The 15,698-nt window shown below is 62.7% G+C and carries 19 protein-coding genes, 2 tRNA genes and 1 pseudogene; 20 read left to right on the forward strand and 2 right to left on the reverse strand.

Annotated elements, in window-relative coordinates:
• Positions 1 to 36: 36 nt before the first annotated feature.
• Positions 37 to 111, reverse strand: a tRNA-Thr gene (locus BMI90_RS11395).
• Between the two features lie 120 nt (positions 112 to 231).
• On the opposite strand from BMI90_RS11395, the gene BMI90_RS18745 reads away from it, so the two are divergent.
• From BMI90_RS18745 to BMI90_RS18960, 8 genes and pseudogenes are all read left to right on the forward strand, one after another.
• Positions 232 to 402: a hypothetical protein gene (locus BMI90_RS18745; RefSeq protein WP_158521731.1), complete on the forward strand. Its 171-nt coding sequence runs from the start codon at positions 232 to 234 to the stop codon at positions 400 to 402.
• Position 403: 1 nt separating this feature from the next.
• A complete protein-coding gene (gene murA / locus BMI90_RS11400) occupies positions 404 to 1,672 on the forward strand; it encodes a UDP-N-acetylglucosamine 1-carboxyvinyltransferase (RefSeq protein WP_078529458.1) in 1,269 nt (422 codons plus the stop codon).
• A 51-nt stretch (positions 1,673 to 1,723) separates the two neighbouring features.
• The gene (locus BMI90_RS11405) at positions 1,724 to 2,203 is read left to right on the forward strand and encodes a DUF2948 family protein (protein WP_078529460.1); all 480 of its coding nucleotides are present in this window, start codon (positions 1,724 to 1,726) and stop codon (positions 2,201 to 2,203) included.
• Positions 2,204 to 2,341: 138 nt separating this feature from the next.
• Positions 2,342 to 3,655, forward strand: coding sequence for a histidinol dehydrogenase (hisD, locus tag BMI90_RS11410; protein ID WP_078529462.1), 1,314 nt, complete (start codon positions 2,342 to 2,344; stop codon positions 3,653 to 3,655).
• Entirely contained in the window at positions 3,655 to 4,131 is a 477-nt protein-coding gene (locus BMI90_RS11415; protein ID WP_038073687.1) for a UPF0262 family protein, read from the forward strand. Before hisD ends, BMI90_RS11415 begins: the two co-directional genes overlap by 1 nt.
• A gap of 5 nt (positions 4,132 to 4,136) precedes the next feature.
• A complete protein-coding gene (locus tag BMI90_RS11420; RefSeq protein ID WP_078529463.1) occupies positions 4,137 to 4,589 on the forward strand; it encodes a low molecular weight phosphatase family protein in 453 nt (150 codons plus the stop codon).
• A 4-nt stretch (positions 4,590 to 4,593) separates the two neighbouring features.
• The gene (locus BMI90_RS11425) at positions 4,594 to 5,001 is read left to right on the forward strand and encodes a ketosteroid isomerase-related protein (RefSeq protein ID WP_078529464.1); all 408 of its coding nucleotides are present in this window, start codon (positions 4,594 to 4,596) and stop codon (positions 4,999 to 5,001) included.
• Positions 5,001 to 5,099, forward strand: a pseudogene (locus BMI90_RS18960) (GNAT family N-acetyltransferase); the annotation flags it as partial. The gene BMI90_RS11425 and the pseudogene BMI90_RS18960, both read left to right, overlap by 1 nt.
• 43 nt (positions 5,100 to 5,142) lie before the next feature.
• On the opposite strand, the gene BMI90_RS11430 reads toward BMI90_RS18960, so the two are convergent.
• Complete coding sequence (locus tag BMI90_RS11430; protein WP_078529465.1) at positions 5,143 to 6,420, reverse strand: RNA-guided endonuclease TnpB family protein; 1,278 nt, start codon at positions 6,418 to 6,420, stop codon at positions 5,143 to 5,145.
• Positions 6,421 to 6,429: 9 nt separating this feature from the next.
• On the opposite strand from BMI90_RS11430, the gene tnpA reads away from it, so the two are divergent.
• The 12 genes from tnpA (at position 6,430) to tviB (ending at position 15,601) form a co-directional block, all read left to right on the forward strand.
• On the forward strand, positions 6,430 to 6,912 hold the full coding sequence (gene tnpA / locus BMI90_RS11435; protein WP_246831544.1) for an IS200/IS605 family transposase: 483 nt from the start codon (positions 6,430 to 6,432) through the stop codon (positions 6,910 to 6,912).
• Positions 6,912 to 7,493: a GNAT family N-acetyltransferase gene (locus tag BMI90_RS11440; protein ID WP_078529466.1), complete on the forward strand. Its 582-nt coding sequence runs from the start codon at positions 6,912 to 6,914 to the stop codon at positions 7,491 to 7,493. The genes tnpA and BMI90_RS11440 overlap by 1 nt, the downstream gene beginning before the upstream one ends.
• 8 nt (positions 7,494 to 7,501) lie before the next feature.
• Positions 7,502 to 8,395, forward strand: a complete 894-nt coding sequence (locus BMI90_RS11445; protein ID WP_078529617.1) for a carbon-nitrogen hydrolase family protein — start codon at positions 7,502 to 7,504, stop codon at positions 8,393 to 8,395.
• Between the two features lie 81 nt (positions 8,396 to 8,476).
• Complete coding sequence (gene infA, locus BMI90_RS11450; protein ID WP_010397442.1) at positions 8,477 to 8,695, forward strand: translation initiation factor IF-1; 219 nt, start codon at positions 8,477 to 8,479, stop codon at positions 8,693 to 8,695.
• On the forward strand, positions 8,692 to 9,264 hold the full coding sequence (locus BMI90_RS11455) for a Maf family protein (protein ID WP_078529467.1): 573 nt from the start codon (positions 8,692 to 8,694) through the stop codon (positions 9,262 to 9,264). Before infA ends, BMI90_RS11455 begins: the two co-directional genes overlap by 4 nt.
• Complete coding sequence (locus BMI90_RS11460) at positions 9,261 to 10,313, forward strand: ribonuclease E/G (RefSeq protein WP_078529468.1); 1,053 nt, start codon at positions 9,261 to 9,263, stop codon at positions 10,311 to 10,313. Before BMI90_RS11455 ends, BMI90_RS11460 begins: the two co-directional genes overlap by 4 nt.
• Complete coding sequence (gene yacG, locus BMI90_RS11465; RefSeq protein ID WP_078529469.1) at positions 10,310 to 10,501, forward strand: DNA gyrase inhibitor YacG; 192 nt, start codon at positions 10,310 to 10,312, stop codon at positions 10,499 to 10,501. Before BMI90_RS11460 ends, yacG begins: the two co-directional genes overlap by 4 nt.
• A gap of 99 nt (positions 10,502 to 10,600) precedes the next feature.
• Positions 10,601 to 10,676: transfer RNA gene (locus tag BMI90_RS11470), tRNA-Phe, on the forward strand.
• Between the two features lie 401 nt (positions 10,677 to 11,077).
• Positions 11,078 to 12,346, forward strand: coding sequence for a DUF6538 domain-containing protein (locus BMI90_RS11475; RefSeq protein ID WP_078529470.1), 1,269 nt, complete (start codon positions 11,078 to 11,080; stop codon positions 12,344 to 12,346).
• A gap of 562 nt (positions 12,347 to 12,908) precedes the next feature.
• A complete protein-coding gene (locus BMI90_RS11480; protein ID WP_078529471.1) occupies positions 12,909 to 13,286 on the forward strand; it encodes a MarR family EPS-associated transcriptional regulator in 378 nt (125 codons plus the stop codon).
• Complete coding sequence (locus BMI90_RS11485) at positions 13,279 to 14,310, forward strand: GDP-mannose 4,6-dehydratase (RefSeq protein WP_078529472.1); 1,032 nt, start codon at positions 13,279 to 13,281, stop codon at positions 14,308 to 14,310. Before BMI90_RS11480 ends, BMI90_RS11485 begins: the two co-directional genes overlap by 8 nt.
• 13 nt (positions 14,311 to 14,323) lie before the next feature.
• Positions 14,324 to 15,601, forward strand: coding sequence for a Vi polysaccharide biosynthesis UDP-N-acetylglucosamine C-6 dehydrogenase TviB (gene tviB / locus BMI90_RS11490; protein ID WP_078529474.1), 1,278 nt, complete (start codon positions 14,324 to 14,326; stop codon positions 15,599 to 15,601).
• The last annotated feature ends 97 nt before the right edge of the window (positions 15,602 to 15,698 follow it).

Here is a 15,698-nt window from a genome sequence, read left to right on the forward strand (position 1 = left end):
ACAACGAATCGCGGGTAACTTCTTTGAGGGGGGAAGTGGTGCTGCTGGAGAGACTTGAACTCTCGACCTCTCCCTTACCAAGGGAGTGCTCTACCGCTGAGCTACAGCAGCGCCGGTTTTCGGTCCGTCGCTTCGACCGTGGGCGGGGATTTAGACGCAATCGCCGAGGGGTGCAAGGGTAAATCTTGCTCTCTCTCGACAGGATTTGCAGGTCGCGTTAAACGGGGCGCCATGACGGGCGAAGACAAAGACGGATCGGGCAAGTCCCGCGAGGCGCAGATGAGCCGCGAGGAGCGCCGCGCCGAAGCGCTACGGGCGAATTTGCACCGGCGCAAGGCACAGGCGCGCGCGCGCAAATCCGCCAGCTCCGCGCCCAAGGATAACGAGAACGAGGGCAGTTGAGATGGATAGCATCGTCGTGCGCGGCAACGGGCCGCTTTCCGGGCAAATCCCGATCGCGGGCGCGAAAAACGCCTGTCTGGCACTGATGCCGGCGACGCTTCTGAGCGACGAGCCGCTGACGCTGACCAATGCGCCGCGCCTCTCCGACATTCGCACGATGACCGAGCTTCTGGCCTCTCTCGGGGCCGAGGTGACGGCGCTGCAGGACGGCAAGGTTCTGGCGACCTCGTGCCACGGTGAGATCAACCCGGTCGCCGATTACGACATCGTGCGGAAGATGCGGGCGTCGAATCTGGTGCTTGGCCCTCTGCTGGCGCGTCTGGGCCATGCGGTCGTGTCGCTGCCCGGCGGCTGCGCGATCGGCGCGCGCCCGATGGATATTCATGTCGATGCGCTCTCGGCGCTCGGTGCGGAGATCGAGCTGAAGGACGGCTATCTTCATGCCGAGGCGAAGGGCGGGCTGAAAGGCGCCGTCCATGAGATGCGTTTCGCCTCTGTCGGTGCGACCGAGAACTTCCTGATGGCGGCGTCGCTGGCGAAGGGCACCTCGGTGCTGAAGAATGCCGCACGCGAGCCGGAGATTGTGGATCTCGCGAAATGCCTGCGCGCGATGGGGGCGCAGATCGAGGGCGACGGCACCTCGGAGATCGTGATCGAGGGCGTGGACCGGCTCCATGGTGCGACGCACCCGGTCGTCGCGGACCGGATCGAGCTGGGCACCTATATGCTTGCACCCGCGATCTGCGGCGGCGAGGTGGAGTGTCTGGGCGGACGGATCGACCTGATCGAGAGCTTCTGCGAGAAGCTCGACGCCGCCGGTGTCTCGGTCGAGCAGACCCATACGGGCGTCAAGGTGAGCCGCAAGAATGGCCGCATCCACGCGGTCGACGTGGTGACCGAACCCTTCCCCGGCTTCCCGACCGACTTGCAGGCGCAGATGATGGCGCTTCTGTGCACCGCCGAGGGGACGTCGGTTCTTGAGGAGAAGATCTTTGAGAATCGCTTCATGCATGCGCCCGAGCTGATGCGGATGGGTGCGAATATCGAGGTGCATGGCGGGCACGCGACCGTGCACGGCGTCGAGAAGCTGAAAGGCGCGCCGGTCATGGCGACCGATCTGCGCGCTTCCGTGTCGCTGATTCTCGCAGGGCTCGCCGCCGAGGGCGAAACGGTGGTCAGCCGCGTCTATCACCTCGATCGCGGCTATGAGCGGGTCGAGGAGAAGCTCAAGGGCGTCGGTGCCCATATCGAGCGCGTGAAAGCAAGCTGAGTGACTGGCAATCGCGCCCGGTCTTCCCATATCGAGTAGCAGAGGTGGCCCATGACCCGTGACGCGAAATTCGAAGATGGTGGCGAAGGCGCGATTGCGCTGCGCGCCGAGACCAAGGAAGACCTCGCGGTGATCGCCGCGCTGGTACAGGACGCGATCCTGCCCATCACCGAGATCGCCTGGGAGGCCAAGGCCCGCAGGCTGGCGCTGCTGATCAACCGTTTCCGCTGGGAAGACAAGACGGCGGCAGAGGCCGAGAAACGCCCTTACGAACGCGTGCGCGCGCTTCTGGTGCTGTCGGACGTGACCCATGTCGCGAGCATGGGGATTGATCGCTCGGATCGCGATGTGGTGCTGTCGATCCTCGATATCTCTTTCGAGGAGAAAGACGACGGGGCGGGGCGTGTCACCCTGACGCTGGCCGGGGATGGCGCCTTGGCGGCAGATGTCGAATGCCTCGATGTCGATCTGCGCGACGTGGAGCGGCCTTATCGCGCGCCCTCGGGACACGCGCCGCATCATCCCGACTGAGCCGCGCTTTGCGGTCGGGGATGCCTCCGGCGGGGATATTTTCACAAAGGCGAAGCGGAAATGTCTTCATCGGCAGGGGCGGCGCTTGCGGGGGGCTCGCGGAGCCTCTAATCCGAAAGGCGGAATAGGAGACTGTCGATGCCGCATTTTCTTGACACGCGCGAGGATGGGTTCGAGGCCCGATTTGTCGAGCTTCTGGGTATGAAGCGCGAGGACAGCCCCGATGTGGATGCGGTCGTGGCCGGGATCATCGCGGATATCCGCGCGCGCGGCGACGCGGCGCTGATCGAACTGACCGCCAAATTCGATCGGTTGGAACTGACGCCCGAGACGCTGGCCTTCTCGGCCGAGGAGATCGCGGCGGAAGTGGCCAAGGTGCCCGCCGAAGAGCGCGCGGCGCTGGAACTCGCGGCCGAACGCATCCGCGCCTATCACGAGCGTCAGATGCCGCATGACGCACGCTGGATCGACGCGAGCGGGGCGGAGCTTGGCTGGCGCTGGGGGCCGGTCTCGGCGGCGGGACTTTATGTGCCCGGTGGCCTCGCGAGCTATCCCTCTTCGGTGCTGATGAATGCAATCCCGGCGAAGGTCGCAGGCGTGGAGCGGTTGGTGGTCGCCTGTCCGACCCCGGGCGGGGCGGTCAATCCGCTGGTGCTGCTGGCCGCGCAACTGTCGGGTGTCGATACGGTCTACCGGGTGGGCGGCGCGCAGGCGATCGCGGCGCTGGCCTACGGGACCGAGACGATCACGCCCGTCGACAAGATCACCGGGCCGGGCAACGCTTTTGTCGCCGCCGCCAAGCGGCGCGTATTCGGGCGCGTCGGTATCGACATGATCGCGGGGCCCTCGGAGATCCTCGTGATCGCGGATGGCACGGGCGATCCGGACTGGATCGCGCTCGACCTGATGAGCCAGGCGGAACATGACGAGAGCGCGCAGGCGATCCTGATCACTACCGATGAGGCCTTCGGCAAGGCGGTCGTGGCGGCGGTCGAGAAACGGCTCGAAACGCTGGAGCGTCGTGCGATCGCGGGCGCGAGCTGGCGCGATTTCGGCGCGGTGATCGTGGCGCGCGACCTGATGGAAGCCGCCGAGCTGTCGAACCGGGTCGCACCTGAGCATCTGGAGCTTTGCGTGGCCGATCCCGATTGGCTGTCCGAGGCGATCACCCATGCTGGCGCGATCTTCCTGGGCGCCTACACGCCCGAGGCGATCGGCGATTATATCGGCGGGCCGAACCACGTCCTGCCCACGGCGCGCTCGGCGCGGTTCTCCTCGGGGCTTTCGGTGATGGATTTCGTCAAGCGCACGACGCTGGCGAAGATGACGCCCGGCGCGCTGAAGGCGATTGGTCCCTCGGCGGAGGTGCTGGCGAAATCGGAAAGCCTCGAGGCGCATGGGCTGTCGGTCCGCGCGCGGCTCGATGCGCTCAATGACGAAGGAGGGCAGTGATGGCCCGGATTTCTCATATCCAGCTCGATACTGGGGGCATTCCCGCGCCCTCGCCCGAGATCGAACAGGAGCGCAAGGTCGCGATCTACGACCTGCTGGAAGATAACAGTTTCAACATTCCGGGCCGGGACGGTCAGCCTGCGCCCGAAGGGCCGTTTGCCCTGACGCTCGGCGTGCGCGACCGGCGGCTGGTCTTCGACACCCAGACCGAGAGTGGCGCGAAAGTGGCGGAGTTTCACCTGTCCTTCGGCCCGTTCCGGCAGGCGGTGAAGGATTATTTCCAGATCTGCGAGAGCTATTTCGAGGCGGTGAAGAAGCTGCCCCCGAGCCAGATCGAGGCGATCGACATGGCGCGGCGCGGCATCCACAACGAAGGTGCGCGCATTCTGCAGGAACGCCTCGAAGGCAAGGCCGAGATCGACATCGACACGGCGCGCCGCCTCTTCACTCTCGTCGCAGTGCTTGCTCCGAGGTAAGCGCAATGGGCGAACTTCCCAACTCGGTTCTGTTCGCGTGCGATCACAATTCCACGCGTTCCCCCATGGCCGAGGGGATGATGAAGAAATTCTACGGCACCGAGTGCTATGTGCAGTCGGTGGGCGTGAAATCCGATCTGGAGATCGACGGGTTCACCATCGCTGTGATGGCCGAAATCGGCGTGAACCTCGAACGGCACCGCGCGCGCAGTTTCACCGAGCTTCAGGAATGGGGCGACGATCTGTCGGCCTTCGATCTGGTGATCGCGCTCTCGCCCGCCTCGCAGCGTCAGGCGCTGGAGCTGACCCGGTTCTTCCATCTCGACGTGGAATACTGGCCGATCCTCGACCCGACCGGCATCGGCGAGAGCCGCGAGGCCAAGCTCGCCGCCTATCGCGACACGCGCGACCAGATCCGCCGCCATATCATCAACCGCTTCGGCCCGCCTCAGGAGTAAGCCCATGCCCCGCGCCCGCGCCCTCGACACGATCACGCGTTACTATGACGCTTTCAACGCGGGCGATACCGCGGGGATGGAGGCGCTGCTGGGCGAGCCCTTCGCGCATCATGTGAACGAGGGCAAGATCCGCCATGGGGTCGAGGCGTTTCGCGCGTTCAACAAGCATATGAGCCGCTGCTATCGCGAGCATCTGACGGATTTGGTCATCATGGCCAATGACGCGGGCACGCGCGGGGCCGCCGAGTTCATCGTGAACGGCGTCTATCTGGAAACCGATGACGGGCTGCCCGAGGCGCGCGGCCAAAGCTATGTGCTGCCGGCGGGCGCGTTCTTCTCGCTCGACGAAGGCAAGATCACGCGGGTGGTCACCTATTACAACCTCGCCGACTGGATCGCGCAGGTTTCGTGATGGAGGTGCGGCGGCTGACCGGGGAAGCGCTCGATGCGGCGCTCGAGGATGTGGCGCGGCTGCGGATCGCGGTGTTCCGGGACTGGCCCTATATCTTTAACATCTTCCACGCCCTGAAGGACGGGGATTTCCATTTCGGCCCTATGCGGCATCGAACCGCTCCGGGCCGAGATGAGTTGACGCTTCATGGGCGGCTGATGCCTGAGCCTCCACGTCCAGCAACGGAGTGTTCCCCCGCTGATCCTCGTCCTGGGCGAGGGCCCGGGACAGGATATTCTTCGCCGCGTTGATATCGGCATTGATTTGCGCGCCGCAGGCGGTGCATGCGAAGAGAGCTTGGCTCTCGCGGCTCCTCGCATCCACATGGCCGCATACGGCGCAGGTCTGGCTGGTGTAAGCGGCGGGGACCTTGATCAAGATCCCTCCCGTTTCCTGTAGCTTGTAGCCGAGCATGCGCTCCAGCGCATGCCAGCCGACGTTCAAGATCTCTCGGTTCAACCCGGCTTTTTGCGCCACGTTACGCCCCGGCGCCTCCGCGGTGCCGCGCGCGGAGCGGGTCATGGCCCCGATCTTGAGATCCTCGATCGCCACTAGCCCATGGTCCCGCGCCAATCGGCGTGACAGCACCTGGGACAGGTGGGCGCGAACCCGAGCGTCCCGCGCCCGCAGGTTCGCCAGGCGGCGACGTGCCCGCGCATAGCGGGCCGATCCCCGGTTGCGGCGCGACAGCGTCTTCTGGGCGCGGCGGATCGCGGCCCGGCGCCGCTTCACTGTATTCGGAAGATGGACCATCTCCCCAGTCGAAAGCGCGTAGGGCACGGCCACGCCGCGATCGATGCCCACGGCGGCGGCCGAAACCGGCCGCTCTTCGATCTCGCAGCGGGTCGCGATCGAGATCTCCCAGCCGCTGTCGGGGCGGCGCCGGAGCGTCGCGTTGCGGATCTCGACTGTGCCATCTGCGTTCGCGCGCAGTGGACGGGTGTCGCGATAGCGGATCCAGCCGATCTTCGGGATGCGGACCTCTGACCATTTTGCGTTCAGTTTTCGCAACGCGATCTCGCGGCCAACATGGCGAAAACTGTCGGCCTCGCCCCGCTTGCGCGAACGCGGATATCCGGCCCGACCTTCGAAAAAATTTGTAAAGGCCCGATCTAGGTCGATCAGGGCCTGGATCTGAGCTGTCTGGCTGACCGCGCCGATCCAGTCGAAGGATAGCCGTAGCTCGGAGAGCTCGCGCGACATCCCCATGGCTCCGAAGCTTCGTGTCACGCCGCCGGCATAGCGCCGGCCGCCCCATGTTCGTCGCTGCTCGAGTGCGAGGTTGTAGACGAGGCGCGTGACGCCGGCCGTCCGGGCGAGCAGAATTTCCTGCTTCGGTGTCGGCTTGAGCCGGTAGACATGGCCGCGGATCGTCTTCATAATTATATTATGTCATTTGGCCTGAGATGTATCAAGGTGGAATATCGCAAAGGAAGACATGTAGTTAACTCTCTAAAGGTTCATTTGGTCTTTATGACCAAATCCCGCCGAGGCCTTCTGGATTCTGATGCTCACCAACGCCTGCGCCGCGCCTTTGAGAAGGTAGCAGGCGACTTTGGCGCCACTCTCGCGGAATGTGACGGCAAAGACGATTATATGCATCTGCTGTTGGAATATCCCGCGACTGTCCCTGTTGCGAAGCTGGTCAACTCCCTCAAGGGTGTCGGGTCGAGACTGCTTCTGCGTGACCGCGAGGATTTGCGGGGCCGCTGCCCGAAAGGGCTCTGGTCGCCGAGTTATTTCGCCGCCAGCTGTGGTGCGCCCCCACTCGATGTCATTCGCGACTATGTGCTAAATCAGAGAACGCTGGCGGCGCAAAGTGGCCCTACCCCTCCCCGACTTCGAGGGCGGGGCCAACCGGGCGTTTCGTGATGGAGGTGAGGCGGCTGACCGGTGAGGCGCTCGACGCCGCGCTCGACGACGTGGCGCGGCTGCGGATCGCGGTGTTTCGGGACTGGCCATATATCTACGACGGGTCGCTAGAGTATGAGCGGCGATATGTCCAGAGCTACCGGGAAAGCGAGGCCGCCGTGGTCGTCGGCGCGTTCGACGGAGCGATGCTGGTGGGCGCGGCCACAGGCACGCCGCTGGAAGATCACGCCGATGATTTCGCGGCGCCTTTCGTAGGCACCGGGTTGAAGCTGGACGATGTGTTCTACTGTGCCGAGTCGGTCCTTCTGCCCGACTATCGCGGGCAGGGCCTCGGGCACGCCTTCTTCGATCACCGCGAGGCCCATGCGCGTGCGTTGGGGCGCAGCCATTCGGTCTTCTGCTCGGTGATCCGGCCCGACGATCACCCCATGAAGCCTGCCGATTATCGCCCGCTCGACGGGTTCTGGCGCAAGCGCGGCTATGCGCCGATGGAGGGCGTGATCGCGCGGTTCAAATGGACCGATCTGGGCGAGGATCACCAGACCGAGAAGGCGCTGCAATTCTGGGGGCGCAAGCTGTGAGCCGCGAGGTGGTGATCGCGGCGGCGGCCTATCCGCTCGACTGGTTCGAGGGCTGGGCGGGCTACGCGGCGAAGGTTGCGGCCTGGGTCGCCGAGGCGGCCGGGCAGGGTGCGCAGCTTCTGGTCTTTCCCGAATATGCGGCGATGGAACTGGCGAGCCTTGGCGGGACCGAGGTGGCCGCCGATCTGGACGCCTCGCTGAGCCATGTCGCCGGGCTACGCGCGGAGATGGAGGCGCTGTTCGCGGCTCTCGCGGCGCAGCGTGGCGTGCATATTCTTGCCCCTTCCGGCCCGGTGATCGAAGGCGCGAAGCGCGTGAACCGCGCGAGCTTTTTCGGCCCCTGCGGGCTGATCGGGTATCAGGACAAGGCGATCATGACGCGTTTCGAGCGCGAGATCTGGCATGTCGACGCGGGCGAGGGGCTGGTGCTCTTCGACACCGCGCTCGGCAAGATCGGCATCACGATCTGCTACGACAGCGAGTTTCCCCTGCTGGCGCGCGCATTGGCCGAGGCGGGGGCGGAGATCATTCTCGTGCCCTCCTGCACCGACACCGTCGCTGGCTATAACCGGGTGCGGATCGGGGCGATGGCGCGGGCGCTGGAAAACCAATGCGTGACCGTGCAGGCGCCGACCGTGGGCGATGCGCTCTGGTGCCCGGCGGTTGATGAAAACCGCGGAACGGCTGCGATCTTCGCGCCACCTGACGGGCTCTGGCCGGAAAGCGGGGTCGTGGCCGAAGGGGCGCCCGACTCACCCGGCTGGACTTTCGCGACGGTGGACTTGGATCGCGTCGCGCAAAGCCGCACCGCAGGAACCGTTTTGCCCTACAAACATTGGTCCGAGCAGTCCGAAGCAGCCCAAATAATCCGGATCGCCTCGGGAAACCCCACCCAGCCTTGACATTCTACTTGAATTTCGCGGCCTAGGGGCGCATTTAACGCTCGCCCGCAACTGGCGCGGGTAACGATTTTTGGAGTGACCATGGCCAAGGAAGAAATGCTCGAATTCCCCGGTGTCGTGAAGGAACTCCTGCCTAACGCGACGTTTCGGGTCGAGCTGGAAAACGGCCATGAGATCATCGCGCATATGGCGGGCAAGATGCGAAAGAACCGCATCCGTGTTCTGGCTGGCGACAAGGTTCAGGTGGAAATGAACACCTACGACCTGACGAAGGGTCGTATCAACTACCGCTTCAAGTGAAGCTGATCCTCGGCTCGGCGAGCCCGCGACGGCGCGAACTTCTGGCCCAGCTCGGGCTGGAGCCCCATGACGTGCGCCCGGCCGATATCGACGAGACGCCTTTGAAGGGTGAGCCTGCGCGCGATTACGTCGCTCGCATGGCCCGCGAGAAGGCGATGGCGCTGACGATCTCGGACGACGAGGTCATCCTGAGCGCCGATACCACGGTGACCTGCGGGCGCCGAATCCTCGGTAAACCCGAAGACGAGAAAGAGGCGGCGGAGTTTCTCTGGCTGCTGTCCGGTCGCCGGCATCATGTGTTGACTGCGGTGGCGGTGCGCACGATTGATGGGCTGCGCGAGCGGCTTGTCGATACGGTGGTGAAGTTCAAGCCGCTCAGCGACGCGGATGTGAACGGCTATCTCGCGTCGGGCGAATGGCACGGCAAGGCCGGTGGCTATGCGATCCAGGGGCGCGGCGGCGCTTTCGTGCCGTGGATCCAAGGGTCGTTTACGGGCGTCGTGGGTCTGCCGCTGGCCGAGACCGCAAACCTGCTCGCAAGCGCTGGCATCCGGGGAGAGGTGGAATGAAGGGACGCGTGGTTCTGCTGGGCGAGATCGGCGGTCGCGAAGCGGCCGCGCTGATGGTGGATGGCCAGCTGGAAGACCTGATCGTGGATGCCTCCGACGAGGTGCCCTTCGCGCCCGGTGCGATCCTGCGCGGCGTCGTGGGGCGTCAGATGAAAGGGCAGGGCGGGGTCTTCGTCGATCTGCCCCAAGGCACGCGCGGCTTCCTGCGCGAGGGCAAGGGGCTGGCGCCGGGTCAAAGCGTGATCTGCATGGTCTCGGGCGGCACCGAGCCGGGCAAGGCGCTTCCCGTCACGCTGCGGGTGCTGTTCAAGTCGCGCCTTGCCATCGTCACCCCCGGCGCGCCCGGCATCAACGTCTCGCGCCGCATCCGCGAGGAGGACCTGCGCGAAGAGCTGCAATCGGTCGCGACAGAGGTGATGGAGGGCTCCGACATGGGGGTGATCCTGCGCTCGGTCGCGGCCCATGCCACGCCCGAAGAGGTCGCCGAGGATGTCGCCGCGATGCGCGCGCTGGCCGAGGCGGTCACGGGCGATCTCGAGGGTGGGCCCGAGCTGCTCGTCGATGCGCCCGGCCCGCATGAAGAGGCCTGGCGCGACTGGGCCGATCCGGTCCCCGACGAGGTGATCGAGGGTGGTTTCGACGATCACGGTGCTGCGGATGCGATCGAGGCGCTCCTGTCCCCGCGCGTGAACCTGCCCGGCGGCGCCCATATGATGATCGAGCCGACCCGCGCACTGATCGCCGTCGACATCAATACCGGCAATGACACGACGCCTGCCGCCGCGCTCAAGGCCAATATCGCCGCAGCCCGCGAATTGCCGCGCCAGCTGCGCCTGCGGGGCCTGGGCGGCCAGATCGCGATCGACTTCGCGCCGATGCCCAAACGCGACCGTCAGGCGCTCGAACAGCAGCTGCAGCGCGCGATCAAGGGCGAGCCCGAGGCCGCGCTCGCCGGCTGGACGCCCTTGGGCAATTTCGAGATGCAGCGCAAGCGCGACCGCGTGCCGCTCGCGCGCCTTTTGCGGGGCGCAAAAGGGGGCGCCGCATGAGCTGTCCGATCTGCGGCAAAGAGGCCGATCCGAAATACCGCCCCTTCTGTTCGAAGCGCTGCGCCGATGTCGATCTGGCGCGCTGGCTGAACGGGTCCTACGTCATTCCGGGCGATATCGCCGAGGAGGAAGAGCGCGCCCCGAGCGCCCCCACCGGCGAGGACCCGCCCTCCGGAAAGCCGCACTGAGATCGTTTCGCGAGATCGCGGAATTTTCTGTCAAATCCCTCTGGACAGCCCCCGCGCCCTCGTCTAGTAACCGCTCCACCAAGACCGTCAGGTCGAAGTGCCCGGATAGCTCAGTTGGTAGAGCAGCGGATTGAAAATCCGCGTGTCGGTGGTTCGAATCCGCCTCCGGGCACCACTTTAATCCCTGAAATAGAGAATGTAAGTGGCGCGGGGTTCCGTCGGGCGCCGTTTTCTATCGTCTCCTTGGGTCAACCTGTCGGGATTCCTGTGCGCTCTTTTCTGGGTGCCTATCGTCTCTGGGCGGCGGAGGCGGCTGGAGGCAATATGCCGCCCTCGTGACGACCGATCCGGAAGCGCTCAAATATTCTGCTGCTTACGCGCTGAAGGGGGGCTGACGTTGCCCTTGGTGGGGTTTTCTGTTCGGTATTCCTCTCCGACATATCCGCACCGGATTGCGAGTCAAAATTGCAACGGGGTCTTTCGTAATCAATAGTTTAGGCGGATTTTCACCCGGTCCGGGCGGCTTTCGTGCTACACATGGTGATACACAGGGGGGGCCTTTCCCGGAGGTGTGCGATGAATATCACCAAGCGCGGCGAAGTATGGCATCTGCGTCGGCGGGTTCCCAAAGCCTATGCCCCGGTCGATCCGCGCCGCGAGGTGGTGATCAGCCTTCGAACGGGGTCCGAAGCGGTGGCGCGACAGAAAGCGCCGCTCCTGTGGGATCGGCAGGTCGAGACCTGGGAGACGCTGCTCGAAGGCGCGACGGGTGATGCGGAGGCACGGTTCGCTGCGGCCAAGCGGCTTGCGAAGGTGCAGGGCTACCGGTTTCTCGATTCAAGCAAGGTGGCGCGTTTGCCGGTGCAGGAGCTGCTTGCGCGGATCGAGCTCACCGCTGGCGACGAGATGCGCGATCCGCTCGGGGCCGACTCGCTTCTTGGCGGGGCTGAGTTGCCGCTGATCACCGTGTCGCGGGCGCTCGAGTTGTTCTGGGCGCTCGCGCGCGACAAGACCCTGGGCAAGAGTGCAGATCAGGTTCGACGGTGGCGCTATCCGCATATCAAGGCGGTGCAGAATTTCATCTCGGTAGTCGGAGACAAGCCGCTGGCCGATCTCACGATCGACGATTTTCTCGATTTTCGCGATTGGTGGGCGGAGCGGCTGGAGCGCGAGGGGCTCACGGCGAATTCCGCGAACAAGGACCTGACGCATCTCGGGGCTGTGCTCAAGCGCGTGAACCGTGACAAGCGGCTTGGGCTCAAGCTGCCGCTCGGGGATCTTAGCTTCCGGCAAGGCAGGGCGGCGCGGCGGCCACCCTTCTCGGATGCGTGGATCCGGGATCAGTTGCTTGCACCTGGGGCGCTCGATGGTCTCGAGCCGCAAGGGCGGGCGATCCTGCTGGTGATGGCGAATACCGGGCTGCGTCCGAGCGAGATCGCGGCGCTGCGGCCTGAGGAGATCCTGCTCGACGATCCGATCCCGCATTTGCTGTTGCAGCCGATCGGGCGGGTTTTGAAGACGCAGAATGCGGAGCGCGTTATGCCGCTGCACGGGGTGTCGCTCGATGCGATGCGAGCGTTTCCGGAGGGGTTTTCGCGTTATCGCGAGAGTTCGGCCACGCTGAGTGCCACCGTGAACACCTATCTGCGGGATGCTGGCCTCCTGGAGAGCGAGCGGCACTCTCTCTACAGCTTGCGGCATGCGTTTGAGGATCGGATGCTTGCCGCTGGGATCGACGAGCGGATCCGGCGCGACGTGATGGGGCATGCGCTGGGGCGCGAACGATATGGGGAGGGTGGCCGGTTGGCGACGATTGCGGAGCTCCTTGAGCCGATTGCCTTCTGAGTTTTAATCCTAGCGGCGTCAATGCGTGGCTGAGATGGTTTGTCTCGGGCTGTCAAATTTTCTTCCTACCCCTTTCAACTCTATGAAAAGAAAAGCTGACATGGAAAGCCACCCGCAATTCAGAGCCGCGCTCAGGCAATGACCTTCTTGATCCCTCCGGCTACATTCAGCGATTGCAGAGCTGCCTCAGTCACAGCGTGGTCTTTCGGTTGGGGGCCTCTTGCTCCGCTGTGCCCAGTCCTCCTCAATGAAGGTCTCAGGGCCTTAAACGCGCAAACCTTGGCGGTGATGGGCGGAACTTCGCACTTAGCTGCTTTAGATATGTATTTCGCTTGCCTATCGGGAGGCGGCGCGCCATCAGGTGGCCAGCGCTGCGCGGTCCTCTGCTGACATGGCCGAAAGGTCCACGCTGCTTCCTTCTCCTCGGTTGTGCATCCTCGGGCGATGAGCTACGTTCAAAATTGAACGCCATGCTCGCCATGTATTCATCAGATCAAACCATTGTCACGAGGCGGACCGCGGTCAGTTCTCGTGCGGTAGCAATTGATGGGGGTGAAGCGCGGTGAGTGAGGTTCAGGACCGAGCTCGCGAGGATGCTCGATATCGCATCCTACGTCTTATCGAAGAGAAGCCTTCAATCAGTCAGCGCGAGCTTTCTCAACATGTCGGCATCAGTGTAGGAGCGATTAACTACGTCCTTAAAGCATTCGTCGACAAGGGGTTAGTCAAGCTCGGCAATTTCTCGGCGTCAAAACACAAGCATCGTTACGCATATATTTTGACGCCGAAAGGGGTTGCCGAAAAAAGCTCTCTGACGCGCCGGTTTCTTGAACTCAAAGTTGCGGAATATGAGGCGCTGAAGGCCGAGATCAAAGCGCTCGAAGCCGAAGTTAGTCACGGCGCAAATAGAGACACGGACGGAAATTCAAAAAATGACTGAGGCACAAGGCCAAAGGCGCGTTCTGATCACCGGGACCGCTGGATTTATCGGCTTCCATCTCGCGAAGCTACTCCTTGCAGAAGGCTTCCGCGTTCACGGCTATGACGGAATGACCGATTACTATGACGTCAGCCTCAAGCAACGTCGCCATGCTATGCTGCTGCAGAGCCAGAGCTTCTCGGCAACGGAAGGGATGCTCGAAGATCAGATTCTGTTCGATCAAGTCGCGGATGAGTTCACACCCGATGTAATCGTCCACCTCGCCGCGCAGGCGGGCGTGCGTTATAGCTTGGAGAACCCGCGGGCCTATATCGACGCAAATGTGATTGGCACTTTCAATGTCATGGAGGCTGCTCGCCGGTTGGAAGTGCAACACCTCCTGATGGCCTCGACCTCTTCGGTCTACGGCGCGAATGAAGAGATGCCCTTTACCGAGACCGAAAAAGCCGACACGCAGTTGACGATCTACGCGGCGACGAAGAAGGCGACCGAGTCGATGGGGCATTCTTATGCCCATCTGTGGAGCCTGCCGGTGACGATGTTCCGCTTCTTCACGGTCTATGGCACTTGGGGGCGACCCGATCTTGCGCTCTATAAATTCGTTGATGCCATTCTCGATGGTCGCCCAATCGATATTTACAACCACGGCGATATGTATCGCGACTTCACCTATGTGGATGATCTCGTGCGGGGCATTCGTTTGCTTATCGATGCGGTTCCAGAGCGTCCCGTGTCGCGCGACGCGATCCCGGAGTGGGATAGCTTGTCTCCGGTCGCGCCATATCGGGTGGTGAATATTGGCAATTCCGACAAAGTGCGCCTCTTGGACTTCATCGATGCGATCGAGGACTGCCTCGGGCAGAAAGCCGAACGCAACTACATGCCAATGCAGATGGGCGACGTGCCAGCGACTTGGGCTGATGCGACGCTGCTGCAAGAATTGACGGGCTACCGTCCAGAAACTGATTTCAAAGATGGGATTGCGCAGTTTGTTGAGTGGTTCCGAGACTATTACGGGAAATGAAGGACAGTTTGAGATGAAATTGACTGCGGATAGTCCGATTGCGGTGATTGGCCTTGGTTATGTCGGCCTCCCGCTTGCGGTGGAATTCGGCAAGCGCCGGCCGGTTATCGGCTTCGACGTCAAGCCCAACCGCATCGCCGAGCTGTGCGCCGGGCGAGATCATACGCGTGAGGTATCTCCCGAAGAGTTGGCCGAAGCGCAGCGCCTCGAATTTACCGACGATTCGGCGCGGTTGGCGGAGGCCAAGATATTCATCGTCACCGTGCCGACGCCGATCGATGCGCATAAGCGCCCCGATCTGACGCCGCTGATCAAGGCCTCGGAAACGGTGGGCCGCGCTCTAAAGCGGGGAGATATCGTGATCTATGAGAGCACAGTGTATCCTGGGGCGACCGAAGAGGATTGCGTGCCCGTGCTCGAACGAGTTTCAGGTCTGAAATTCAATGAGGATTTCTTCTGCGGCTATAGCCCTGAGCGGATCAACCCGGGCGACAAGGAGCACCGGCTGACCACGATCAAAAAGGTTACTGCGGGCTCGACACCAGAGGCTGCGGATGTGGTCGATGCGCTCTACGCCTCGGTCGTCACTGCTGGCACCCATAAGGCCGAAAGCATACGTGTAGCCGAAGCTGCAAAAGTCATCGAGAACACTCAACGCGATCTCAATATCGCGTTGGTCAATGAGCTCGCGAAGATCTTCAACCGCCTTGAGATCGATACCGATGCGGTGTTGCGCGCGGCCGGGACGAAGTGGAACTTCCTGCCGTTCCGTCCTGGCTTGGTTGGCGGGCACTGTATCGGCGTCGATCCTTATTACCTAACACATAAGGCCGAGGCGATCGGCTATCATCCCGAAGTCATCCTCGCTGGACGCCGGATCAACGACGGGATGGGCGCCTATGTCGCGGGACAGTTGGCCAAGGCGATGCTGAAGCGCGGTATTCCGGTTGCGGGTTCGCGGGTATTGGTGCTTGGGTTGACCTTTAAAGAGAACTGCCCGGATTTGCGGAATACGCGTGTAATCGACGTTATGGCTGAATTGAGTGATTATGGGTTGAATGTTGATGTTTACGACCCATGGGCTGATCCAGCGGAAGCGAGAAAAGAATACGGAGTGGACTTAGTCCAGAAATTAGAGGTTGGCGTCTATTCTGCGGTAGTTCTCGCAGTCGCTCATGAAACCTTCAAGGTAATGGGAGTAGATGAGATCCGAAAACTCTGCGCTGATGAATTCGTAATTTACGACCTAAAAAGCGCCCTCAGTCCGAGCACGGATAATATTCGCCTCTGATTTAATGCGGATGGAGGGGCAATGATGGTCATTTCAGAATCTTTGCTCACATTAGTATTTTTGAACTTTTCATAATTTTGAATTCAAAATCTAAAAT

Origin of the sequence: Thioclava sp. L04-15 (assembly GCF_002020275.1) — a bacterium.
GTDB classification, from domain to species: Bacteria; Pseudomonadota; Alphaproteobacteria; order Rhodobacterales; family Rhodobacteraceae; genus Thioclava; species Thioclava marina.

Coding starts and splice junctions, on each gene's coding strand:
- BMI90_RS18745 (WP_158521731.1), top strand. CDS start 232: ATGACGGGCGAAGACAAAGACGGATCGGGCAAGTCCCGCGAGGCGCAG.
- murA (WP_078529458.1), top strand. CDS start 404: ATGGATAGCATCGTCGTGCGCGGCAACGGGCCGCTTTCCGGGCAAATC.
- BMI90_RS11405 (WP_078529460.1), top strand. CDS start 1,724: ATGACCCGTGACGCGAAATTCGAAGATGGTGGCGAAGGCGCGATTGCG.
- hisD (WP_078529462.1), top strand. CDS start 2,342: ATGCCGCATTTTCTTGACACGCGCGAGGATGGGTTCGAGGCCCGATTT.
- BMI90_RS11415 (WP_038073687.1), top strand. CDS start 3,655: ATGGCCCGGATTTCTCATATCCAGCTCGATACTGGGGGCATTCCCGCG.
- BMI90_RS11420 (WP_078529463.1), top strand. CDS start 4,137: ATGGGCGAACTTCCCAACTCGGTTCTGTTCGCGTGCGATCACAATTCC.
- BMI90_RS11425 (WP_078529464.1), top strand. CDS start 4,594: ATGCCCCGCGCCCGCGCCCTCGACACGATCACGCGTTACTATGACGCT.
- BMI90_RS11430 (WP_078529465.1), bottom strand. CDS start 6,420: ATGAAGACGATCCGCGGCCATGTCTACCGGCTCAAGCCGACACCGAAG.
- tnpA (WP_246831544.1), top strand. CDS start 6,430: ATGTCATTTGGCCTGAGATGTATCAAGGTGGAATATCGCAAAGGAAGA.
- BMI90_RS11440 (WP_078529466.1), top strand. CDS start 6,912: ATGGAGGTGAGGCGGCTGACCGGTGAGGCGCTCGACGCCGCGCTCGAC.
- infA (WP_010397442.1), top strand. CDS start 8,477: ATGGCCAAGGAAGAAATGCTCGAATTCCCCGGTGTCGTGAAGGAACTC.
- BMI90_RS11460 (WP_078529468.1), top strand. CDS start 9,261: ATGAAGGGACGCGTGGTTCTGCTGGGCGAGATCGGCGGTCGCGAAGCG.
- yacG (WP_078529469.1), top strand. CDS start 10,310: ATGAGCTGTCCGATCTGCGGCAAAGAGGCCGATCCGAAATACCGCCCC.
- BMI90_RS11475 (WP_078529470.1), top strand. CDS start 11,078: ATGAATATCACCAAGCGCGGCGAAGTATGGCATCTGCGTCGGCGGGTT.
- BMI90_RS11485 (WP_078529472.1), top strand. CDS start 13,279: ATGACTGAGGCACAAGGCCAAAGGCGCGTTCTGATCACCGGGACCGCT.
- tviB (WP_078529474.1), top strand. CDS start 14,324: ATGAAATTGACTGCGGATAGTCCGATTGCGGTGATTGGCCTTGGTTAT.